This window comes from Mesorhizobium sp. B2-6-2 (genome assembly GCF_006440615.1).
GTDB lineage: Bacteria > Pseudomonadota > Alphaproteobacteria > Rhizobiales > Rhizobiaceae > Mesorhizobium.
On sequence record NZ_VFUG01000003.1, the window covers coordinates 143,553 to 166,111 of the forward strand.

The following is a 22,559-nucleotide window of genomic DNA, read 5'->3' on the forward strand; positions in this document are numbered from 1 at the left end:
GGATTAGGCAGTAGGCAATAGGAAAGGCAATTGCTTTTTAGCTCGCCAAATTTGCTTCTTCTCTTCTGCCTACTGCCTACTGCCTGAGGAAACCGCCAATGCTTGGACGCCTGAACCATGTCGCGCTTGCCGTGCCGGATCTGGCCGCGGCAATGGCCGCCTATCGCGATACGCTGGGCGCGCGGCTGAGCGAACCGCAGGCGCTTCCGGAGCATGGTGTGAGCGTGGCGTTCGTCGATGTCGGCAACACCAAGATCGAGTTGCTGGAACCGCTGGGCGAGGCATCGCCCATCGCCGCGTTCCTCGAGAAGAACCCTTCGGGCGGCATGCATCACGTCTGCTACGAGGTCGACGATATTCTGGCCGCTCGCGATCATTTGAAGCAAAGCGGCGCGCGCGTGCTTGGCGATGGCAATCCGAAGATCGGCGCGCATGGCAAGCCGGTGCTGTTCCTGCATCCCAAGGATTTCTTCGGCACGCTGGTCGAACTGGAGCAGGCATGAACTGGATCCTGTTCGCCGCGCTGTTCTTCGTCACCTGGTGGCTGGTGCTGTTCGTCGTTCTTCCGTTCAGCCTGCGCACCCAGGACGACGACCAGGATGTCACGCTTGGCACCGTTTCCAGCGCGCCGCGCGGCCCGCACATGCTGCGCGCCTTCGCCCGCGCGACGATCGTGACGGTGGTCGTGATGGGCATTCTCTACGGCCTGACGATGGGCCTCGGATTCAGCTTCGACGATATCATGCGGATCATGCCGGACTTTAGTCCGAATGCCCATCACTGAGGCTGAAGATACAGTCTCCCCAAGTATTAAGCAGCATACGCGCGCCAAGGTTGAATTCGGAAGCCGGCTTCCGAATTCGGCGGCTAACCGTGGCTGACGCCGTTTGGCAGATGATCGCGCTAAGCAGATGATTGCACAAAAAAAATGCAAGGCACAAGGCCTTGCAATTTAAACGCGTCCGATCCGTTTCCGGTGTCCGGCGGCAGCGAGTTACCGCGCCTAGATCGCATCCTCCCAAGACTTTGACCGCGTAGGAGAGCAGATTTTTCTCCGCCCTCTCGGTTATCGGCGCACACTAGACCAAGGCAGGTGAAAATGTCACGAAGAATTTTGCCTCGAAACAGGCAATATCGTGCTGCACTGCACAATAGTGCGGCAGGGCTTGCTTGTGAATCGATCAAAAAGCCATTTGCGGCACTTTGCAGCCAAAATCGCCTTTTTGGTAAGGTGCAGAAGGCCCGATACTTTGGGGCACTCGGGTTTCCATTCGGCCATGAAATGGCTATGAAGCCCGGGCAAGCAGCCTCGGTTGCGCCGATTCCCCGCGCCGCCATTTTCACTCACGGACCAGTCCATGCGTTTGTCGCGCTATTTCCTGCCCATTCTCAAAGAAAATCCCCGCGAGGCCGAGATCGTCTCGCATCGGCTGATGCTGCGCGCAGGCATGATCCGCCAGCAGGGGCAGGGCAGCTTTTCGTGGCTGCCATTGGGCAAGCGCGTGCTGGACAAGGTCTGCCGGATCATCCGTGAGGAACAGAACCGCGCCGGCGCGCTGGAAATCCTGATGCCGACCATCCAGTCGGCGGATCTGTGGCGCGAAAGCGGCCGTTACAACGATTACGGCAAGGAGATGCTGCGCATCAAGGACCGCCAGGACCGCGACATGCTCTACGGGCCGACCAACGAAGAGATGGTCACCGAGATTTTCCGCGCCTACGTGAAGTCCTACAAGGACCTGCCGCTCAACCTCTACCATATCCAGTGGAAGTTCCGCGACGAGGTGCGCCCGCGCTTCGGCGTCATGCGCAGCAGAGAATTCCTGATGAAGGACGCCTATTCGTTCGACCTCGATTTCGAGGGCGCCAAGGCCGCCTACAACCGTATGTTCGTCTCATATCTCAGGACGTTCACACGCATGGGCCTGCAGGCCATTCCAATGCGCGCCGACACCGGTCCGATCGGCGGCGATCTCAGCCATGAGTTCATCATCCTGGCCGAAACCGGCGAGAGCCAGGTGTTCTGCGACCGCGCCTATCTCACGCTCGACGTGCCGGGCGCCGGCACGAACTTCTCAAACGACGCCGAGATCGGCGATATCGTGAAGAAGTGGACGACGCCTTATGCCGCCACCGACGAGATGCATGACGAGGCGGCCTGGGCGAACGTTCCGCCCAACGAGCAGGTCTCGGCGCGCGGCATCGAGGTCGGCCACATCTTCCACTTCGGCGAGAAATACTCCAAGCCCATGGGCGCCAAGGTGACCGGACCCGACGGCAAGGATCACTTCGCCTCTGGCGGCTCCTACGGCATCGGTCCATCGCGCCTGGTCGCGGCGATCATCGAGGCCAGCCATGACGAGAACGGCATCATCTGGCCGGAAGCGGTGGCGCCCTTCGACATCGGCCTGATCAACATGAAGGTCGGCGACGGCGAATGCGACCGCGTCTGCGACGAGCTCTATGCGGCTCTGACTTCGGCGGGCAAGGACGTGCTTTATGACGACACCGACCAGCGTCCCGGCGGCAAATTCGCCACCGCCGACCTGATCGGGCTGCCGTGGCAGGTGATCGTCGGCCCGCGCGGCGTGGCCGCCGGCGAGGTCGAGATCAAGAGCCGCAAATCGGGCGAGCGCGCGACGCTGCCGATCGCCGAGGCCAAGAAACGCCTGGGTATCGCCGCATGAACGAGGCGGCGGCAGCGGCCAGGTCAGCGGCGGGCGCTTTCTCCGGCTTCGAGCGCATGGTGGCGTGGCGCTATCTGCGATCGCGCCGCAAGGAGACGGTGATCTCGGTCATCGCCTCGATCTCCTTTCTCGGCATCATGCTCGGAGTCGCGACGTTGATCGTCGTCATGGCCGTGATGAACGGTTTCCGCGCCGAATTGCTGACCCGCATCCTCGGCGTCAACGGCCATCTCATCGTGCAGCCGCTCGATTCGCCGCTGGAGGACTACGCCCAGGTGGCGAGCCGCATCAACGGTGTTTCGGGCGTCAAATACGCCATCCCGCTGATCGACGGCCAGGTCCTGGCGCAAGGCAATGTCGGCGGCGGCACGGGCGCCCTGGTGCGCGGCATCCGCGGCGAGGACCTCGGCAAGATTTCGATCGTCGCCAGCAACATCAAGCAGGGCACGCTCGACGGCTTCGATACCGGCGACGGCGTGGCGATCGGCAAGCGCATGGCCGAAAGCCTCGGACTGGTGCTCGGCGACACCATCACGCTGATCTCGCCGGACGGCGACGTGACGCCGCTCGGCACCACACCGCGCATGAAGGGCTACAAGGTGGCGGCGATCTTCGAGGTCGGCATGTCGGAATATGACAACTCGATCGTCTATATGCCGTTCTCGGAAGCGCAGCTCTATTTCAACATGGACGGGCGCGCGCAGACCATCGAGATCTATGTCGACAACCCCGACAATGTCGACGCGTTGAAGCCGCTGGTCGAGCAGGCGGCGCAGCGGCCGGTCGACCTCGTCGACTGGCGCCAGCGCAACGAGACCTTCTTCTCGGCGCTGCAGGTCGAGCGCAACGTCATGTTCATGATCCTGACGCTGATCGTGCTGGTGGCGGCGCTCAACATCATTTCCGGCCTCATCATGCTGGTGAAGGACAAGGGACACGACATCGCCATCCTGCGCACGATGGGCGCCTCGCGCGGCGCGATCCTGCGCATCTTCCTGATGACCGGCGCGGCGATCGGCGTCACCGGCACCATCGCCGGCGTGCTGCTCGGCGTCGTCATCTGCCTCAACATCGAATCGATCCGCCAGTTCTTCTCCTGGATGACCGGCAGGATCCTGTTCAATCCCGAGCTCTATTTCCTCAGCCAGCTGCCGGCGAAGATGGATCCGCGCGAGACCACCTATGTCGTCATCATGGCGCTTGGCCTGTCGTTCCTCGCGACGGTGTTCCCCGCCTGGCGGGCCGCCCGGCTCGATCCCGTCGAAGCCTTGAGGTACGAATGATGGCCGAGGCCATTATCGAGTTGAAGGGCGTCGAGCGGCACTACGTCCAGGGGCCTCGCAAGCTCACCATTTTGAACGGCGCCGACTTTTCGCTCAGGCGCGGCGAGATGGTGGCGCTGGTGGCGCCGTCGGGCACCGGCAAGTCGACGCTTTTGCACACGGCGGGGCTATTGGAGCGGCCCGACGCGGGCGACGTGATCCTCGCCGGCCGTGCGTGCGGCCGGCTGTCGGACGAGGAGCGCACCGCGATCCGCCGCAACGACGTCGGCTTCGTCTATCAATTCCATCATTTGCTGCCGGAGTTCTCCGCGCTCGAGAACATCATGATGCCGCAACTGATCAAGGGGCTCGGCCGCAAGGAAGCATCCGAGCGCGCGGCGCAGCTCCTCGACTATATGCAGATCGGCAAGCGCGCGCAGCACCGGCCGGCCGAGCTTTCCGGCGGCGAGCAGCAGCGCGTCGCCATTGCCCGCGCGGTCGCCAATGCCCCGCTGGTGCTGCTGGCCGACGAGCCGACCGGCAATCTCGATCCGGTCACCGCCTCCTACGTCTTCGATGCGCTGGAGGCTCTGGTCAGGCAGTCGGGCCTTGCGGCGCTGATCGCCACCCACAACCACGAGCTTGCCTCGCGCATGGACAGGCGGGTGACGCTGGCCGAGGGCAAGGTCGTGCCGCTGTAGGCCCCAATGTCGTCATCCTAGGGCGAAGCTCCGCGAAGCGGAGCGAAGACCCTAGGATCCATTCCGTTACCTCTGCCGAAGAATGCGACGCCGCAGAGGGGGCAGCAGAGAGCGGCTCTTGAGAAGCCTCGTTCTGCACCGCAGCGAAGCATCGACGCCACGGCATGGATTCTAGGGTCTGCGCGCGTCGCTTCGCTCCTTGCTTCGCCCTAGAATGACGAAGTGATGGGCGTGCTAGCCAATCGCCAAGGCTACGCCTGCCCACGCAGCGCCCACCGTCAACCTTTCCTTAACCCTGCCCAAACGGACCGGGCGGATTCGCTCCAACGCGCCTCAGACGGTCGTTGACATTCGAACAAAATTAGAACAAATTATGAACATAGCAACAACAGGAGAGAGTTATGAGCGATCTTGTTCAGGACGTCGTTTCACTGGTTTGCATGAGCACTTTCCTCGTTTCAATGGCGATCTGGATCGGCGCCATGTGATCGGGCGGCTTCGCCGCTGTACAGGACGGGCAAATGCCCGCCCGTTGTTGGGGCGGGCAAGAAGCCCGCCCACGGGACGGGCAAGAGCCCACCCATTGTTGTTAAGTCTTTCTTGGCTGCGTCGCCGCTAGGCTGCTCCTTCAAGACAGGGAGCCAAGGCAAGTGTCGGTCATCGTCACGGTCACGCTCGTGGCCGGCAATCTCGGACTGATCTTTCTTTTGATGACCGTGCCGCTCGGACTGCGCACGGTGACGGTCAGCCGCGTGATCAAGGCCGACCGCAATCGCCTTTGGCAGGCGCTGTGGCCGTTCGGCGGCGACGCCGGCTGGTCGGGCGAAATCCTTGCCGCCGAACCCCTGGATAGCGAAGGGACGGCGCTGATCCGGCTCTCCTGGGAAGGACGGGACGGCCGGCCGATCGACCGCAAGGCGCGGCTCGAGGATGTGAGGGAGGGGAGCTGCTTCTCGATGACGGTCCTCGAGGATACGGCGCTCGATCCATCATTCTGGGTGAACTATCGCGAGACCGCCGAACTCGTACCGGAAGGTGATGCCACGCGGGTGACGCTCAGCCAGACAGATCGCTATCGCGGTGTCGCGTTCCTGATCTTCCGCTTCTTCGCCATGCGCCGTGAGCTCCGCAAGCTGGACGTGTGGGCGGCTACCGGCACGTATCGCAGGGGCGGCTGGTTCGAGCATCCGCTGAGCCAGGTCGGCTTCGCCGTGCTTTCGGCCCTGATCCTGTGGCCGTTCTTCGGGCTCAATCTTGGCGGCCTGGCGCTGGCGGCGATCCTCACCTCGGTGGTCGCCCTGCACGAGCTTGGCCATATGGCCGCCTTCCGCCTGACGGGGCATCGCCGCGCCCGGATGATCTTCATTCCGCTGCTGGGCGGCATCGCCATCGGCGGCAGGCCCTATGACAGCCGCTTTGAGGTCGCCTTCGTGGCGCTTATGGGCGCCGGCTTCTCCGCCTTCCTGGTGCCGGTGCTGATCGCCGCCAGCGGCTTCGCCAATGGCGAAGGACATCGGCTGGCCGCCATGCTTTTGGCCACGCTTGCCGGCTGCGCGTCGCTGTTCAACATCGCCAATCTGGTGCCGGTGTGGAAATTCGACGGCGGCCAAGTGCTGCGCCAGATCTGCCCGGGGCCGGCCGCACTTGCGCTGGCGTCCTTCCTGCTGCTCTCGGCGCTTCTGGCGCTCGGCTGGCGGGCTGGTTTCTCGCCAAGCTTCCTGCTTATCGCCGGCGCGGTGTTCGCGATGCTGAGCCTGATAACCATGGGCAGCGGCGTGAAGCCGCGTCACGAGTTGAAGCCGATCAAGACCTTCGATCGGCTGGTCATGGCCGGCGCGCTGCTCGCCGTCTTTGCCATCCATGGCTATGGCATGCTGTGGGCATCCGCGCAGCTAATGTAGCGAGAGGGCGGCTCAGCCGACCTTGCGAGCAGGCTCCGCAGCTGGAACGGCGGCAGGTCCGAACACATCCTCGAACGCAGCTTTCAGCGCGAGGTCGAGGTCGGCCATGGTGACCGGCAGCCCAAGATCGACGAGGCTGGTCACGCCATGGTCCGAGACGCCGCAGGGCACGATGCCGCTGAAATGGCCGAGATCCGGTTCGACATTGATGGCGATGCCGTGGAAGCTCACCCAGCGCCGCAGCCGGATGCCGATGGCCGCGATCTTGTCTTCGGCGGGCGTGCCGTCGGTCAGGGCCGGCCGGTCCGGCCGCACCACCCAGACGCCGACGCGGTCCTCGCGCCGCTCGCCGCGCACGTTGAAGGCGGCGAGCGTGGCGATGATCCATTGCTCGAGCGCCGCGACGAAGGCGCGCACATCCTCGCGCCGGCGCTTCAGGTCAAGCATCACATAGGCCACGCGCTGGCCGGGACCGTGATAGGTATATTCGCCGCCGCGGCCTGCGGCAAAGACCGGAAAGCGGTCGGCATCGATCAGGTCTTCAATTCGCGCGCTGGTTCCCGCGGTGTAGAGCGGCGGATGCTCGACCAGCCAGACCATCTCGCCGGCAGCACCGCTGCGGATCGCCTCCGCGCGCGCTTCCATGAAGGCCAGCGCGTCCGGATAAGAGGTGAGGCCGGGTTCGATCACCCATTCCACCGGCGCCGAACCAGGCAGGGGAACGAACGACGTGGCGATCTGGCTGCGTTCTGTCATGGAACTTTCGATCTTCGACTTGTGCATGCCGTTATCCCAAAACCGCCTTACACTTTTGGGCGACATGCATTTGCCTCTCATATGGCGGCAATCGGCCAAAACGTCCAGTTCCGCCAGTGTGAAGCCGAGCCGCGGAGGCTTGTGCCAGCCGCTTTGCCTGATGCACGTCGTCCTCCCAAAACCTCTGCGCACTTGTGGGCGATACGCATTCGCGAATATTCCGCTCGGCGCACTTGTTTCGCCGGAAACGATTTGCTACAGGCCCCGGGCCGGTCGGTTCCGGCTCCTACCACGTGCGGTCGTGGCGGAATTGGTAGACGCGCAGCGTTGAGGTCGCTGTGGGGCAACCCGTGGAAGTTCGAGTCTTCTCGACCGCACCATTCTCCCCAAAAGCCTGTCGAATTTGGCATCGGCGAGCGATCGTTCTCGTCGCTGCCGGCGGTTTCCTGGACCAAAGTGAAGCGGCGGCGGGCCATGAGACCACACCGCCGCTGATGCTTGACGCGAGGCGATTCCGGCAACCGGCAAAGCGAGCCTACCCCGTCCACCCCAAGCCGGCCGAGATGCAGTTGATCGAGACGAGCAGGGCGTCGGTCGCCCGCCTTTGATCTGCGCCTGTGCCTGCCCGAACTTCGCGCAGCAGATTGACCTGTAGCCGGTGGATGTCGTCCATCTGCCGGCGCAGATTGTCGAAACGCCTTTTGAACATCGGGAAGCGCGCGGAAAGGTCGCCTCCCGTAAGGTCGCCGATCAGGCGCCGCGTCAGCTCGTATTCGGCCGCGATGCGGACATGAATTCTTGCCGCCGCATCGCTGTCGGACACCAGGTCGGCATAGAGCCGTGCGATCTCCATGTCGGACTGGTAGAGCGTCTTTTCGGCCTCGTCGACGACCAGGCGGAAAAAGCGCGAGTGCTCGAACATGCGGGCCAGAAGCTCGCGCCCAGCCTCGCCACGCACCGTGATGAACGCGCTCAGCGCGCTGCCGATGCCGTACCAGCCGGTCAACAGATGTCGGTTCTGGCTCCACGCGAACACCCACGGAATGGCGCGCAGGTCGGCAATGCCGCTGGCGCCGAAGCGACGATCCGGCCGTGAGCCCATTTTCAAGAGCGCCAGTTCGGCAACCGGGCTCGCCTGGTTGAAATAGTCGAGGAAGCGCGGCTCGGCCATCAATCCGGCGTAGGACGCTTGCGATATACCCGCCAGCGCTTCCAGCGCTTCGTCGAACTCCGGCGTCTCCTTAGGCTTATCACCGCCCGTGGATCGGACACCGTGCGCCAGCACGGCGGCGGCGAGCACCTCAAGCTGGTTAAGGCCAGTGCCGCGATTGGCGAATTTCGACGACACGACCTCGCCCTGCTCGGTCACCCGCATGGATCCGGCGACGGTGCCTTGCGGCTGCGCCGCGATCGCGCGGCCTGTCGGCGCGCCGCCCCGGCTGACGGAGCCGCCGCGGCCGTGAAAGAAACCGATCCTGACCTTATGCTTGCGGCCGATGGCGGCGAGGCGCTTCTGCGCCTTTGCCAGTTCCCAATTCGAAGCGAGGAATCCGCCATCCTTGTTGGAGTCCGAATAGCCAAGCATGATTTCCTGGCGCGCGCCGAAATCGCGCACCGTCCGCCGCACCAGCGAGACGCCGAGCAGTTCGTTCAGGATGGCAGGGGCTGCCTGCAGATCGGCGATGGTCTCAAACAACGGCACGATCCGCAGCCTGATCGTGGCGTCGCCGCCGGGCGCGGTGGAGAGCCCGCAATATTGCGCCAGCAGATAGACCGCGAGCAGGTCGTCGGCCGAGCGGGTCATGCTGAGCACGAAAGAGCCGACGGCGTCGGCATCCGCGCTGGATATTTGTTCGCGGATGACAGCGAATGTCGACAGCAGTTCACCTGCCTCCGGCGAGAGTTGGCTTGCGTCGATCTGCAGCCGCTCGCCCTGGCTGAGCGCCGCGCGAATGCGCGCCGACCATTGCGACGTGCCGGAGGCGACGGGATCGGCCGGATCTGTCAGCGCGAACAGCTCGGCCAGCACCCGGTTGACAACTGTGGAGTTCTGCCGGATGTCGAGCGAGACCGTGCGGAAGCCAAAGCTTCCGACCTGCCAAAGCAGCGGCTGGATGAAACGCCTGGCGACCGCGCGGCCGCCGATCGCTTCGAGGGCTGAAGAGAGGGCATTGAGATCGGCGCGAAACGCCTCCGCCGAGCGGTAGGCCGCCTTGCCGCCCTCACGCGTGGCGAGCAAGCGGGCCAGCAGGGCCGAAGCGAACTGGCGCAGCGGTTCGTCCGGGTTGCGGGCGGCTATCTCTTGCGCCTCTCCACTCTTATCCAGCGCTGTTTGCAGCACCGGCCTGAAGCCGGTCGGCAGGTCGATGACGTTGGAACTGGCGCTGAGCACCGTCACCAGCCGCTGCGCCTGCGCCAGATACCAGCCTATGGCGGTGTTGCGGTATTCGGCCATGGCATGGGCCGTGACCGCAGCCGTCACGTTCGGATTGCCGTCGCGGTCGCCACCGATCCAGGAGGCATAGCGCATGAAGGAAGGAATTCGGATCGGCTCGCCCGGATAGTGGCGCTCGCAGGCGCTCTGAAGCTTGCCATAGAGCTGCGGCGTTGCCTCGAAGATGACTTCGCGGAAGAAATGAAGTCCCCAGGCGATCTCGCGCTCGACCGTCGGGCGCTCCAGCCGCAGCTCGCCCGTCATCCACAAAAGCTCGATCTCGCTTTCCAGGTCGGCGATCAAGAGATCGCGTTCGCGCGGCGCCCAGCGCGGCTGGTCGAGCTCGGTCAGCTTGCGATAGATGCGGCGGTGGATCTCCAGCACGGTGACGCGTTTTGCCTCCGTCGGATGCGCGGTCATGGTCGGGCCGACGCAAAATTCGTCGAGCGCCGACTGGGCTTCCGCCGCCGAGTGGCCGCTCGCCGCCATCTCGGCAATCACGCTGGCGAAGGAGCCGGGCACTTCGTCGGCGCCCGCGCCTTGCTCGAGCTCGCGCCGCGCCCGCATCGCCAGCAACTCGTCGACAATCGTCAGCAACTGGAACCACACGCCGCTCGCCTGGAGCGCCGGGATGCGCTGCTCGGGAGCCAGCGAGACGAGGGATCTGCGTCCGTTCAGGACCGCGGCGATCTCGGGCTCACGCGCGCTCGCGACCTGAAGCAGCAGACGTAACAGCAGGCTGCGCTCGTCTTCACGAAACTTGAAGGGTTTGCTCTGTTCCAAAGCCGCTTTCCCGATCGTCAGCCGATTTGCCGCTGCGCTGCTAAGCAGTTGTCTTCAGGCAATCCCGGACGGCCGCAGCGCACATTTCCTGGAATTGCCCTTTATAGGGGCAGCGCCGAGCGCACAGGCCGACCACTATCGAGGAGGCCGGCCCGGGACAGCTTTCACATCCTGTCGCGATTCTCGCCTGGTTGGCCGTCAAGCAGCCTTCTTCGTCCGCGCCAGCGTGTCGGCCACGACCTCGCCGAAGGAGGCGGGGGTCGGCACGATGACGACGCCGGCTTCCTTCAGGATCTCGACCTTTTCCTGCGCCGACTCGCCGAAGGCGGAGATGATCGCGCCGGCGTGGCCCATACGGCGGCCCTTCGGGGCTGAGAGGCCGGCGATGTAGGCGATCAGCGGCTTCCTCATATTGTCGCGCGCCCAGATCGCGGCTTCGGCTTCCTGCGGGCCGCCGATCTCGCCGATCATCACCACGGCGTCGGTGTCTTCGTCGCGCTCGAAGAGCTGCAGGATGTCCTTGAAGGACGAGCCGTTGATCGGATCGCCGCCGATGCCGACGCTGGTCGACACGCCGATGCCCAGCGCCTTCATCTGCGAGGCCGCCTCGTAGCCCAGCGTCCCGGAGCGGCCGACGATGCCGACTCGTCCGGGCAGATAGATGCTGCCCGGCATGATGCCCATCAACGCCTGTCCGGGCGTAATGACGCCGGCGCAGTTCGGGCCGACCAGGCGCATGCGGTCCTCGAAGCGGTAGCGGCGCATGTAGCGCTTGACCTGCATCATGTCCTGCGACGGGATGCCGTCGGTGATGCAGACGCAAAGCTTGATGCCGGCGTCGGCGGCTTCCATGATCGAATCGGCGGCGAAGGGAGGCGGCACGAAGACGATGCTCGCCTCGGCACGGGTCTCGCGCACGGCGCCCTTGACAGTGTTGAAAACGGGCAGGCCGAGATGCGTCTGGCCGCCCTTGCCGGGGGTGACGCCGCCGACCAGCTTGGTTCCATAGCGCTTCATGTCGTCGGCATGGAAGCTGCCGATCTTGCCGGTGAAACCTTGCACGATGACGCGCGTGCTGCGGTTGAGCAGGATTGCCATTTCTCGACCTTCCTCAGGCTGCTTTTTTGTTCTTGGCGGCTGCGCGCCAGGCGGCGACGGCCTTTTCGGCGGCTTCGGCCAGCGTGTCGGCGACGATCACCTTCTCGCCGGAATCGGCCAGGATCTTGCGTCCTTCCTCGACCTTGGTGCCGGATAGGCGCACCACCAGGGGGACGTCGACGCCGACCTCGCGGATCGCCTTGATGACGCCTTCGGCCACCCAGTCGCAGCGGTTGATGCCGGCGAAGATGTTGACCAGGATTGCCTCGACATTCTTGTCGCCGAGCACGGCGCGGAAGGACTTTGCTACCCGCTCCGGCGAGGCGCCGCCGCCGATGTCGAGGAAATTGGCCGGCTCGCCGCCGGCGATCTTGATCATGTCCATCGTCGCCATGGCGAGGCCTGCGCCGTTGATGATGCAGCCGATATTGCCCTCGAGCCCGACATAGGAGAGGCCGCGGTCGCTGGCGAAGGTTTCGCGCGGGTCCTCCTGGCTCTTGTCGCGCAACTCGGAGATTTCCGGCCGGCGGAACAACGCGTTCTCGTCGAACGACATTTTTGCGTCGAGCGCGACGAGGCTGCCGTCACGCGTCACCACCAGCGGATTGATCTCCAGCATCGAGGCGTCGTAGTCGCGGAACACCTGATAGCAGCCGAGGATGGTTTCGGTCGCCTTGCCGATCAGGTTGCTTTCGAGGCCAAGTCCGAAGGCGATTTCGCGCGCCTGGAAGCCTTGCATCCCGACGCCCGGATCGACGGTGGCGCGGATGATGGAGTCCGGCTTCTTCTCCGAGATGTCCTCGATCTCCATGCCGCCGGCGGCCGATGCCACGATCATGACGCGCTCTTCCTTACGGTCGAGCACGAAGCCGAGATAGAGCTCCTGCGCGATGTCGACGGCCTCCTCGAGATAGAGGCGCGAGATCAGCTTGCCGCGCGGGCCGGTCTGCTGCGTCACCAGCTTGCGCCCGAGCATGGCTTCTGCCGCGTTCGAGATCTCCTCGTCGTTCGAGCAGAGTTTTATCCCGCCGGCCTTGCCGCGCGCCCCGGAATGGACCTGCGCCTTCAGCACCCATTTGGCGCCGCCGATTTCCCTGGCACGATAGGTCGCCTGTTCGGGGCTGTAGGCGAGGCCGCCGCGCGGCACGTGCACGCCGTGGCGGGCAAGCAGTTCCTTGGCCTGGTATTCGTGAATGTCCATCATGTCCTCCCGGTATGTCTATTGCGCGGCTTGCGGCTTTTGTTCGCTGGCAAGATGGCCGGCGCGCTCGATCGCCTCGTTCACCACCAGCACATTGCGCGCCATGCGCTCCGACGCCGCGTCGATCATCTTGCCGTCGAGGGCCGCCGCGCCTTTGCCCAGCGCCTCTGCTTCCTTCAGCACTTCCAGGATGCGGCGGGCACGCGTGACTTCTTTTTCCGGCGGCGAGAACACATCGTTTGCCAGGGCGATCTGCGAAGGGTGGATCGCCCATTTGCCTTCGATGCCGAGCGCAGCGGCACGCCTCGCGGCCGCCTTGTAGCCCTCCGGATCGGAGAAATCGCCGAATGGACCGTCGATCGCACGCAGGCCGTAGGCGCGGCAGGCGACCGTCATGCGCGACAGGGCGAAATGCCACTGGTCGCCGGGATAGTCGGGATTGAGGCCGCCGATGTTGACGGTGCGCGCCTTGTTTGAGGCGGCATAGTCGGCGACGCCGAAATGCATGGCTTCCAGCCGGCCCGGCGTGGCGGCGATCGCCTCGACATTAGCCATGCCCAGCGCCGTCTCGATCAACGCCTCGAGGCCGACACGGGTCTTGAAACCCTTGGCCATCTCGATCTGGTTGACCATGGCCTCGACCATATAGAGGTCGGCCGGCACGCCGACCTTCGGCACCAGGATCGTGTCGAGCCGGTCGCCGGCCTGTTCCATGACGTCGACGACGTCGCGGTACATGTAATGCGTGTCGAGACCGTTGATGCGCACCGAGACGGTCTTGCCCTTGGCGCGCCAGTCGATGTCGTTCAGCGCCTGGATGATGTTCTTGCGGGCGCGTTCCTTGTCGGGCGGCGCCACCGCGTCCTCGATGTCGAGGAAGACGAAGTCGGCGGCGCTGTTGGCCGCCTTGTCGATCATCTCCGGGCTGGAGCCCGGCACGGCGAGCTCGCTGCGCTGGAGCCGCAGTTTCTTCAGATGGTTGATGGTGTGGCTCATGGTGCGCTCCTCACGCCGCTCTGGCGACCGGCACGTCGGCCGTGCGGCGGAAATGCTCGATCGCCGCCGCCACGCCCGAGCCGGTGGCCAGGCGCACGCCGCAATCGAGCAGCGCCATTTCGGCGGCCGACAGCGAGGCCAGCACCATCACCTCGTTCAGCCAGCCGAGATGGCCGATGCGGAAGACCTTGCCGGCCACCTTGTTGAGGCCGCCGCCGAGAGAGGTATTGTATTGCTGGTAGGCGCGCTTGACGACATTCGCGCTGTCGATGCCTTCCGGCACCAGGATGGCGCTGACCGTGTTGGAGTGCCATTGCGCTGTCTTGGCGCACAGCTTCAGGCCCCAGGCGTCGACGGCCTTGCGCACGCCCTCGGCAAGGCGATGGTGGCGGACGAAGATGTTCTCCAACCCTTCCTCGGCAATCAGGTCGAGCGAGGCGCGCAGGCCGCGCAGCAGCTGGGTCGCCGGTGTGTAAGGGAAATAGCCGGCATCATTGGCGCGGATCATATCCTCGAAGGAGAAGTAGCAGTGCCGGTGTGTCGCCACCCGCGAAGCGGCCAATGCCTTCTTGCTGACCGACAGGAAGCCGAGGCCGGCCGGCAGCATGAAGCCTTTCTGTGAGCCGCTGACGGCGCAGTCGACGCCCCATTCCTCCTGGCGGAAGTCGATCGAGCCGATCGAGGAAACGCCGTCGACGAAGAGAAGGGCAGGATGGTGCGCCGCGTCGAGCGCCGCGCGGCAGCCGGCGACGTCGCTGGTGACACCGGTCGCGGTCTCGTTCTGGGTGCAGAAGACAGCCTTGATGCGGTGCGCCTTGTCGGCCCGAAGCTTCTCGGCATAGAGCTCGAGCGGAACGCCGGTGCCCCACTCGCAGTCGATGACGTCGACCTCGAAGCCGAGCCGCTCGGCCATGTCGACCCACAGATGCGAGAACTGGCCGAAGCGCGACATCAGCACCTTGTCGCCGGGGCTGAGCACATTGGTCATCGCCGCTTCCCAGGCGCCGGTGCCGGAAGACGGGTAGATGAAGACGCGGCCGGTCTCGTTCTTGAAGACCCTTTTGATGTCCTCGAACAGCGGCAGCGTCAGGTTGGGGAAGGAGGAGGCGCGCATATCCTCCATCGGCAGGTTCATGGCTTGCCGGACCTGCTCGGGAATGTTGGTGGGCCCCGGGATGAAAAGATGCGTGAACCCAGCCATGCGCGAAACTCCTCCGATCGTTGGATTGTGGAGGCAGTTTCGTTTCGATGACGCCTTGCAACAACACCTTGCCGGGTAAGTTGTTGGCCCTTGCGGGTGGGATGGTCCTACCCGGTTGGCCTACCCGGTGGGCCTAACCTGTAGGTGATTTGGAGGTGCGGCGTTTCTCGCTCGAATAGAGCGCGACGGCCATGGCGCGGTTGCGGACGTCCAGCTTGTCGTAGAGATTCTTCAGGTGATACTTCACCGTGTTCTCGGAAATCCCCGTCCGCGTTGCGATCTGCAAATTGGTCCAGCCGTCGGAAAGCACCGCCAGCAACTCGCGCTCGCGCACGGTGAGCCTGGACAACGGCGTGTCGTTGACCTTGTTGATGTCGATGTAGGGGATGCAGATGCGGCCATGCGCGACCGCCAGGATCGTCTCGAAGATCACCGGCGGATCGTCGAACTGGAAGCAGTACCCTTGAGCGCCGAGGCGCACGCATTGCTTCAGGATGCCGATGTCGTGGTCGTTGGAGAAGATCGCGATGCGCACGCCAAGCTCGCGGCTCTGGACTTCCGTAAGCACATCGGCGCCGTCCATGTCGGCCAGCTTCCAGCCGATGACGGCGACATCGAATGTCGTGGCGGCGGCCAGTTCCAGGAATTGCGCGCCGCTGTGCACGACACCGAGCAGATCGAAGCGGCCGTCGCATTCCAGCATCTCGCGCAGCGCCGAAACGACGAACGGATTGCGCTCGGCAACGACCACGCGAACGCGCCGCTCGGCATTCCCCTCGTTCGTCTTTGCGGACTTGATGTTCAAGGCCAGCGTTTGTCCTCGGAGCATTTGGCGATGCGCTGATCTCTGGATCATGCATCATGACAATTCTGCCTCAATAGGGAAGGGGTGCTCTTTCCCCAGCGACATGCGCTGTCGCGCCGGCTGAAGCGATTGTCGCCCGCGACGCGCGTGCCGCGCGCTGCTTCCGAGAAGCGCGAGGCGAAGGCTACCGTCACATTTCCTTGGCTATTCCACGAGCTAGAGCGACATCTTTCCAAGACGAATCCTATTGCCGCGCTATCTGCCGCACAGGGTTTGGATTTCCCGAAAAGCGGTTTCCCCTTTTCGGGATCATGCACTAGACCTCGTTTGGGGATTCCTCGTTGCGGGAGGCGCTGGTGGAAGGCCAGGACAGACAGACGACCGGCGCCGCGCCCGCCGAGGAGCGCCACGCCGACATCTATGGCGAGGACGGCGCGGTGCGCGCCTCCTTCCTTGCCCAGATCGGCGCGGCGATCGCCGACCGCGACACGATCACCCTCAAGCGCGAGGTAGACGACCTGCACCAGTCGGAGCTCGGCGACGTGCTGGAGGCGCTTCATCCCGAACAGCGCCGGGCTTTGGTCGAACTGCTCGGCTCCGATTTCGACTTCTCCGCGCTGACCGAGGTCGACGAGGCGATCCGCCTCGACATCGTCGACAATCTGCCCAACGCGCAGATCGCGCAGGCGGTGCAGGAGCTCGATTCCGACGACGCCGTCTACATCCTCGAGGACCTCGAGAAGGAAGACCAGGACGAGATCCTGTCGCAACTGCCTTTCACCGAGCGCATCAGGCTCAGGCGCGCGCTCGACTATCCGGAAGAGACCGCCGGCCGGCGCATGCAGACGGAGTTTGTCGCCGTGCCGCCGTTCTGGACCATCGGCCAGACCATCGACTACATGCGCGAGGACAGAAACCTGCCCGAGCGCTTCAGCCAGATCTTTGTCATCGATCCTAGCTTCAAGCTGCTCGGCGCCATCGATCTCGACCAGATCCTGCGCAACAAGCGCGCGGTCAAGGTCGAGGACGTCATGCATGAGACCCTGCATGCGATCTCGGCCACGATGGACCAGGAAGAGGCGGCGCGCGAGTTCGAGCAGTACAATTTGCTCTCCGCCGCCGTGGTCGACGAGAACGGGCGGCTGGTCGGCGTGCTGACCATCGACGACGTGGTCGACGTCATCCAGGAAGAGGCGGAAGAGGACCTTTTGCGCATGGGCGGCGTCGGCGACGAAGAACTGTCCGACACGGTGCTCGCCACCTCGCGCTCGCGCGTGCCCTGGCTGCTGGTCAACCTTGTGACCGCCTTCCTTGCTGCCTCGGTCATCGGCCTGTTCGACCGCACGATCGAGCATATCGTGGCGTTGGCGGTGCTGATGCCGATCGTCGCCGGCATGGGCGGCAACGCCGGCTCGCAGACCATGACCGTCACCGTGCGCGCACTGGCGACCAGGGACCTCGATATCTACAACGCCGCCCGCATCATCCGTCGCGAGGTCGGTGTGGGCTTCATCAACGGCATCGTCTTCGCTACGCTGATAGGCATCGTGGCCGCAGTCTGGTTCCGCGATCCCAATCTGGGCGGCATCATCGCGGCGGCGATGATCATCAACATGTTCGCGGCTGCCTTGGCCGGGATTTTCATCCCGCTGCTGCTTGACCGTTTCAAGATCGATCCGGCCGTGGCCTCCGCCGTCTTCGTCACCACCGTCACCGACGTCGTCGGCTTCTTTGCTTTCCTTGGCTTGGCTACCTGGTGGTTCAGCATTCGCTAAAGCAATAAGGCGCCGTTAATTGACTTTTACGTAAATGCCGTGCGAGGTTGCCGCGGGGTAGTGCCGATTCCGGCGCTGGATGGGTATCATCGGAGGGAAGGGCGACGCTTCAAGCGGCGATGCCCGGGGCTGGGAGCGCGAATGCGGGAATATTACACGATCACCGAGCTGACGCGCGAGTTCGACGTATCGACGCGGACATTGCGGTTTTACGAGGACGAGGGGCTGGTGCAGCCGGTAAGGCGAGGCCGCACGCGGCTGTTTCGGCCGTCTGACCGGCATCTCATCCGCCAGATCATGCGGGGAAAAAGGCTCGGCTTCTCGATCAACGAGATCCGCGAGATCATCCAGATGTACAAGGAGCCGCCAGGCGAGGTCGGCCAGCTCAAGCTGATGATCAAGCGCATCGAGGAAAAACGCGAGGACCTGCGCCAGAAGCGGCGCGACCTGGAAGAGACGCTGGCGGAATTGGACCAGGCGGAGGAGTCCTGCGTGGAGCGGCTGGCCGAGCTGGGTGTGAATACGTAGCCCGCTGACAGGCGAAGACCAACTGGGGCGAACGTTCGAGATTAGCCGGTGCCTCCCGAAGTTCGTCATCCACGGGCGAAGCGGACGCGTAGACCCGAGGATCCATTCCGTTACCTCGATCGAAGGGCGCGGCGGAGCAGAAGTCTGCACCGTTGCAACGCCTTGATGTCACGGAATGGATTCTATGGTCTGCGCGCGTCGCTTCGCTCCTTGCTTCGCCATAGAATGACGACGGGAGAGGCGCTGCGGCTAGCTAAAGGCGAAGCACGCTAGCCCACCCGCTAAGGACGCCTAACCCCGCGACCGATCCGAGCGAAGCAGCCTCAAATCCAGCGCCGCACCCTTTTTGCGTAATCGCGGTATTTCTTGCCGAACTTCGCCGCCAGGATCTTTTCTTCCTTCTCGATCGCCAGTTTCTGCGTCGCGAAGGCGGCGAGGAAGGCAAAGAGCAGGAACCAGGCGATGCCGGTGATGAAGGCGACGCCGATCAACAGCAGCGAGTTGGCGAGATATATCGGGTTGCGGGTGATGCCGAAGGGGCCGGACGTCACCAGATGATCGGGCTCGGCGTTGGGGTCGAATGTCGTCTTGGCCCGCATCATGACGCGGATGGCCGTGATCCAGAGCATGGCGACGCCGAACAGCGCCACCCAGCCGACGCCGAACAGGAGATCGCCGAAGATGTCGCCGATCCAGGGCAGCGGGTAGAGCATGCCGAGGACGACGCTCGCCGCAATCGCCACGACATAGATCACCGGCGGCCAGGGAATGATCCCGTGTCTGGGCTTTACGATGCCCGTCATTGCTGCCCTCCCTCCATCTGGTCCTGCGTCGCGGCGGTGCAGGTCTCCGCCATGTCGGCCAGATGCGATTTCCAGACGCTGGACTGATCGTTGGCGTAGAGCTTGTCGAGAGACCCTTCGCCCTTCAGCGTGTCCAGCATGCAGCCACAATAGCTCGTACAGAACTTGCTGTCGCGCTGCTGTTCGCACTGCGCCTGGCAAGCCGGCAGGAAGCCGGCTTCCCTATCCTGAGGGGCGGCGGGCATGACCTGCGAAAACAGCCACACCGAGCCGAACAGAAGCGGCTGGTGAATGAGGTAGAAGGCGAGGCTGTGCCGGCCGATGAAGGTCAGCGGCTTCGACCAGCGGCCGGGCAGCCATGTTCCCAGCCGGGCGAGCAAGCCCGATGCGGAAGCGAGCTTCACCGTTGCGATGCCCGCAAGCACCGCGCCGAACCACGGGAAAAGCGGCACATAATCGTTGGAACGCGGGTTGGTGGCGGAAAGGCCCACCCACCACAGCGCCGGATGGTCGAAGAACTCCGACCGCAGATAGTAAGGCGCGGCAATGACCGCCGCGGCGATGATCGCCGTCACCAACCAGGGCAGCCTTAGAAAGGCGAGGCCGAGCAGGCTCGCCAGCGCGATCTCATGCAGGATGCCGAAGAAGATGAACCCGTCCGGGGTGACGATGTAGGTGACTGCCGAGATGGCGGCCGCTGCGATGCCCACCATGGCAAAGCGCTTCCAGAAGCCTGGCCAGCGGATATGACGGCCGTGGGCAAGGAAGAGGCTGACGCCGACGAGCAACAGGAAGGTCGAGGCAATGCAGCGCGCATAGAATTTCCACCAGCCGAAGGCGGTGAGGGCGGGCGCGGTGTAGCCGAAGTTTTCGAGGTCCCAGGTGAAGTGGTAGCTCGCCATCGCGATCAGCGCGATGCCGCGCAGGATGTCGATGGCCTGGATGCGGCCGTGCTTTGGCGCGTCCTGAACAGGGCCGCTGGTCGTTTGAAGGCTCATCATCTCGATCCGATTCAGTCGTGCCAAACGACTATCACGGTTCAAGTGGACGACAGAAGCAGGCGGCCATCAATGCGGTTCATGGCAGCCATGAAATTTCGCTTTAGGCCAGAGCTGGAAAGCCTTTGGCAGGCTTCGCTTTTCGGCCTCTCGGAGTCGGTTTCCTGCTACTGGCCGATGGCTGGCCCGGCCAGAGTTGACGGACGATTTCACGTCCCGGAGGGCCGATGTCCACCCATGTGCGCCATCCGATCTGGCTTCCGGCTTTGCGGCCGGCGGACGCGCGCACCTTCGCCTCGCTCAATGCGGTTGAATCCTTCGCCCGCGCCACGATCTCCAGCGTGATCCCGATCCAGGCCTACGAGATCCTGCACAATGAGCGGATCGTCTCGATCCTCTACACGATCGTGTCCCTGATGGGCCTTTCGGTCACGCTGTTCATGCCTGTGCTCATCCGCCGCTTCGCGCGGCGCTGGGTCTACACGGCCGGCTGCATGCTGCTGGCGCTCGGCTCCTCCTTCTTCGTCACCCACTCGCTGACCGGCCAGATTGCCGGCATGCTGTGCCGCGTCATGGGGGCGAGCGCGCTGTCGATCACGCTCAACCTCTACATCATGGATCACATCCGCAAGACCGACTTCATGCAGGCAGAATCCCTGCGCATGGCGTGGTCGATGTTCGCCTGGACGGGCGGGCCGACGCTCGGCATCTTCCTCTACACCCATTTCGGCATCTATGCCGCGCATGGCGCGGTCGTCGTGTTTGCGTTCGCGCTGCTTTGCCTGTTCTGGTTCTATCGGCTGAGCGACAACCAGTCGATCCGGCCCGGCAAGTCGCGGCCCGCCAATCCACTTGCCAATATCGGCCGCTTCGTGAAACAGCCAAGGCTCAGGCTTGCCTGGCTGATCGCCTTCGGCCGCTCCTGCTTCTGGACGACGTTCTTCGTCTACGGCCCGCTGTTCATGGTGATCACCGGCCAGGGCGAGCTCGCCGGCGGCTTGCTGGTTTCGGCCGGCAACGCGCTCCTGTTCGCGGCGATCTTCTGGGGCAGGGCCGGCAAGCGCTTCGGCGGGCGCAGGGTCATGACTTTCGCCTATTTCGCCATGTCGGCCATGTTGTTTGCCGCGGGCGGAATCGGCGAAGCGGCGCCGTTGCTCACCGGCGCGCTGCTGCTCTGCGGCGCGCTCTTCACTATCGCGCTCGATGCGCTCGGCTCGACCGTCTTCATGCGCTCGGTGCGCGCTTACGAGAAGGCGCAGATGGCAGCGGTCTACCGAACCTATCTCGATTTCTCCGAGCTGACGCCGCCGCTCGTCTATTCGGTGGTGCTGGCCTTCTTCGGCCTCGGATCGGTGTTCATCACGCTCGGCATCTTGGCCGCCTTCTGCGGCTTCATCACCTGGCGGTATCTGCCGAAGGCGTTCTGAACGCTGCGTGACGGCCGCGCACCCAATCGTGGAAGCGGTGCAGATCGTATTCCTCCGGCATCAGCACACCGGCCTGATGGCGCATCGAGCGCAGGCCTCGCTGGTTGACCTCGCAGATCGCGGCGTCTTCTTCGAGCACCTGGGTGCCGAAGGCGACGATGTTGTCGATATCGGTCTTTCCCAGCGCATCCGGCGCGAACAGCCATTCGGCGGTGAGCTCGGTCTGCTCCGGGCCGAGCGGCGCCAGCCGCACGGTGCGCATGTAATCGATATGGCCGACGATGAACATCGAGGGCAGCGAGGTGGCGTAGGTCTGGCCGGCGGCGCGCTCGGCCGGCGTCAGGCCGGAAAAGACAGGGCCATGGACATGGCCATCCTTGGACCAGGTTTCGGCGCCGGCGCGCAGCCGGCCGGAGAATTCCGGCGCGTCATTGTCGGCGTGGCGGGCCCATTCGGGATCGTCATGCCTGGCCATCAGGCCGCGGCCATAGATCGGCACCAGTCGCGACAAGTCCTTATGCACGCCCGGGCAGTGCAGGCATTCGTTGAAGTTCTCCCAGAAGACCTTCCAGTTGCAGTTCATCACCTTGGTGAGCCGGTGACCGGTGACGAGCGTCTCCAGCGGCCAGTTGGAAAGAGCGCCGGAGGCCCGATCGAACGAGCTTTCCGCCGAGCCGTCGGGATGCTCGGCGAGGTTGACGAAGATGAAACCGCGCCAAACCGAGAGCGCCACGCGGTAGAGCGGATAATCGGCCTTGTCGAAGCCCTCGGGCAGCGATTTCGACGGCACGCGCACGAGATCGCCGCGCAGCGAATAGGACCAGGCGTGGTAGGGGCAGGTGAGCAGCCTGGCCTTCAGCCGCCCGACGCTTTCCTGGCAAAGCTGCGAGCCGCGATGCCTGCAGGTGTTGTGGAAGGCGCGCAAGGCGCCGGTCTCGTCGCGCAGCACGACGATCTCCTGGCTGCCGATGCGCACCGTCCGGAAGGCGAGGGGGTCGGCGATATCGGCCTCGCGGCAGACCATCAGCCAGCTTCGGTACCAGATCGCCTCCAGATCGCGCCGATACTCGTCGGCGTCCCAATAGGCGGCGGACGGCAAGGTCGGCTGAAGGCTGGTCAGGCCGTTGTAAGGGGCGCTCTCGCTCGGACCGGGCAACATCGGCTTCTCCGTGGCTGCCAACAGCCGACACCCGGGCCTAGGAG

General features: G+C 64.1%; 19 protein-coding genes and 1 tRNA gene. 10 read left to right on the forward strand and 10 right to left on the reverse strand.

From position 1 onward, the window contains the following. The first annotated feature begins 98 nt into the window (after nucleotides 1–98). From mce to FJ419_RS08795, 6 genes are all read left to right on the forward strand, one after another. Nucleotides 99–503: a methylmalonyl-CoA epimerase gene (gene mce, locus FJ419_RS08770; protein WP_140542006.1), complete on the forward strand. Its 405-nt coding sequence runs from the start codon at nucleotides 99–101 to the stop codon at nucleotides 501–503. Next, nucleotides 500–784 carry a DUF1467 family protein gene (locus tag FJ419_RS08775; protein WP_095764873.1) on the forward strand — a complete coding sequence of 95 codons (285 nt, stop codon included), beginning with the start codon at nucleotides 500–502 and terminating at the stop codon, nucleotides 782–784. Before mce ends, FJ419_RS08775 begins: the two co-directional genes overlap by 4 nt. A gap of 574 nt (nucleotides 785–1,358) precedes the next feature. Next, on the forward strand, nucleotides 1,359–2,687 hold the full coding sequence (gene proS, locus FJ419_RS08780) for a proline--tRNA ligase (protein WP_140689761.1): 1,329 nt from the start codon (nucleotides 1,359–1,361) through the stop codon (nucleotides 2,685–2,687). Further along, nucleotides 2,684–3,970, forward strand: a complete 1,287-nt coding sequence (locus FJ419_RS08785) for a lipoprotein-releasing ABC transporter permease subunit (RefSeq protein WP_140689763.1) — start codon at nucleotides 2,684–2,686, stop codon at nucleotides 3,968–3,970. The genes proS and FJ419_RS08785 overlap by 4 nt, the downstream gene beginning before the upstream one ends. Continuing rightward, nucleotides 3,967–4,650: an ABC transporter ATP-binding protein gene (locus tag FJ419_RS08790; RefSeq protein ID WP_176476897.1), complete on the forward strand. Its 684-nt coding sequence runs from the start codon at nucleotides 3,967–3,969 to the stop codon at nucleotides 4,648–4,650. The genes FJ419_RS08785 and FJ419_RS08790 overlap by 4 nt, the downstream gene beginning before the upstream one ends. A 650-nt stretch (nucleotides 4,651–5,300) precedes the next feature. Continuing rightward, nucleotides 5,301–6,551 carry an SRPBCC family protein gene (locus FJ419_RS08795; RefSeq protein ID WP_140689765.1) on the forward strand — a complete coding sequence of 417 codons (1,251 nt, stop codon included), beginning with the start codon at nucleotides 5,301–5,303 and terminating at the stop codon, nucleotides 6,549–6,551. 12 nt (nucleotides 6,552–6,563) lie between these two features. Here FJ419_RS08795 and lipB read toward each other — a convergent pair whose 3' ends face one another. Then, nucleotides 6,564–7,307, reverse strand: coding sequence for a lipoyl(octanoyl) transferase LipB (lipB, locus tag FJ419_RS08800; protein ID WP_140691043.1), 744 nt, complete (start codon nucleotides 7,305–7,307; stop codon nucleotides 6,564–6,566). A 295-nt stretch (nucleotides 7,308–7,602) separates the two neighbouring features. On the opposite strand from lipB, the gene FJ419_RS08805 reads away from it, so the two are divergent. Then, a tRNA-Leu gene (locus FJ419_RS08805) sits at nucleotides 7,603–7,687 on the forward strand. Between the two features lie 155 nt (nucleotides 7,688–7,842). Here the strand turns inward: FJ419_RS08805 and FJ419_RS08810 are convergent. The 6 genes from FJ419_RS08810 to FJ419_RS08835 all read right to left on the reverse strand — a co-directional run bounded on the left by FJ419_RS08810 (nucleotide 7,843) and on the right by FJ419_RS08835 (nucleotide 15,825). Further along, nucleotides 7,843–10,524 carry a phosphoenolpyruvate carboxylase gene (locus tag FJ419_RS08810; RefSeq protein ID WP_140689768.1) on the reverse strand — a complete coding sequence of 894 codons (2,682 nt, stop codon included), beginning with the start codon at nucleotides 10,522–10,524 and terminating at the stop codon, nucleotides 7,843–7,845. A gap of 198 nt (nucleotides 10,525–10,722) precedes the next feature. Then, complete coding sequence (sucD, locus tag FJ419_RS08815; RefSeq protein ID WP_140689771.1) at nucleotides 10,723–11,622, reverse strand: succinate--CoA ligase subunit alpha; 900 nt, start codon at nucleotides 11,620–11,622, stop codon at nucleotides 10,723–10,725. 13 nt (nucleotides 11,623–11,635) lie between these two features. After that, nucleotides 11,636–12,823, reverse strand: a complete 1,188-nt coding sequence (locus FJ419_RS08820; RefSeq protein ID WP_140689773.1) for a malate--CoA ligase subunit beta — start codon at nucleotides 12,821–12,823, stop codon at nucleotides 11,636–11,638. Between the two features lie 18 nt (nucleotides 12,824–12,841). Further along, entirely contained in the window at nucleotides 12,842–13,819 is a 978-nt protein-coding gene (locus FJ419_RS08825) for a CoA ester lyase (RefSeq protein ID WP_140541999.1), read from the reverse strand. A 10-nt stretch (nucleotides 13,820–13,829) separates the two neighbouring features. Then, the gene (locus FJ419_RS08830; RefSeq protein WP_140689775.1) at nucleotides 13,830–15,020 is read right to left on the reverse strand and encodes an aminotransferase class V-fold PLP-dependent enzyme; all 1,191 of its coding nucleotides are present in this window, start codon (nucleotides 15,018–15,020) and stop codon (nucleotides 13,830–13,832) included. Between the two features lie 133 nt (nucleotides 15,021–15,153). Next, nucleotides 15,154–15,825 carry a response regulator transcription factor gene (locus FJ419_RS08835; protein ID WP_246679153.1) on the reverse strand — a complete coding sequence of 224 codons (672 nt, stop codon included), beginning with the start codon at nucleotides 15,823–15,825 and terminating at the stop codon, nucleotides 15,154–15,156. 356 nt (nucleotides 15,826–16,181) lie between these two features. On the opposite strand from FJ419_RS08835, the gene mgtE reads away from it, so the two are divergent. Both mgtE and FJ419_RS08845 read left to right on the forward strand, forming a co-directional pair. After that, nucleotides 16,182–17,600 (forward strand): magnesium transporter, encoded by a 1,419-nt coding sequence (gene mgtE / locus FJ419_RS08840; RefSeq protein ID WP_140689779.1) that lies wholly within the window; start codon nucleotides 16,182–16,184, stop codon nucleotides 17,598–17,600. 141 nt (nucleotides 17,601–17,741) lie between these two features. Next, entirely contained in the window at nucleotides 17,742–18,128 is a 387-nt protein-coding gene (locus FJ419_RS08845) for a MerR family DNA-binding transcriptional regulator (protein ID WP_027168973.1), read from the forward strand. 323 nt (nucleotides 18,129–18,451) lie between these two features. On the opposite strand, the gene FJ419_RS08850 is transcribed toward FJ419_RS08845, so the two are convergent. Then, on the reverse strand, nucleotides 18,452–18,931 hold the full coding sequence (locus FJ419_RS08850; RefSeq protein ID WP_140689782.1) for an isoprenylcysteine carboxylmethyltransferase family protein: 480 nt from the start codon (nucleotides 18,929–18,931) through the stop codon (nucleotides 18,452–18,454). Beyond that, nucleotides 18,928–19,929 (reverse strand): DUF1624 domain-containing protein, encoded by a 1,002-nt coding sequence (locus tag FJ419_RS08855; protein WP_140689784.1) that lies wholly within the window; start codon nucleotides 19,927–19,929, stop codon nucleotides 18,928–18,930. The genes FJ419_RS08850 and FJ419_RS08855 overlap by 4 nt, the downstream gene beginning before the upstream one ends. 227 nt (nucleotides 19,930–20,156) lie before the next feature. Here FJ419_RS08855 and FJ419_RS08860 point away from each other — a divergent pair, with 227 nt between their 5' ends. Further along, nucleotides 20,157–21,356 (forward strand): MFS transporter, encoded by a 1,200-nt coding sequence (locus FJ419_RS08860; RefSeq protein WP_140689786.1) that lies wholly within the window; start codon nucleotides 20,157–20,159, stop codon nucleotides 21,354–21,356. Here FJ419_RS08860 and FJ419_RS08865 read toward each other — a convergent pair. Further along, complete coding sequence (locus tag FJ419_RS08865) at nucleotides 21,325–22,515, reverse strand: aromatic ring-hydroxylating dioxygenase subunit alpha (protein WP_140689788.1); 1,191 nt, start codon at nucleotides 22,513–22,515, stop codon at nucleotides 21,325–21,327. The genes FJ419_RS08860 and FJ419_RS08865 overlap by 32 nt on opposite strands. Nucleotides 22,516–22,559: the final 44 nt, after the last annotated feature.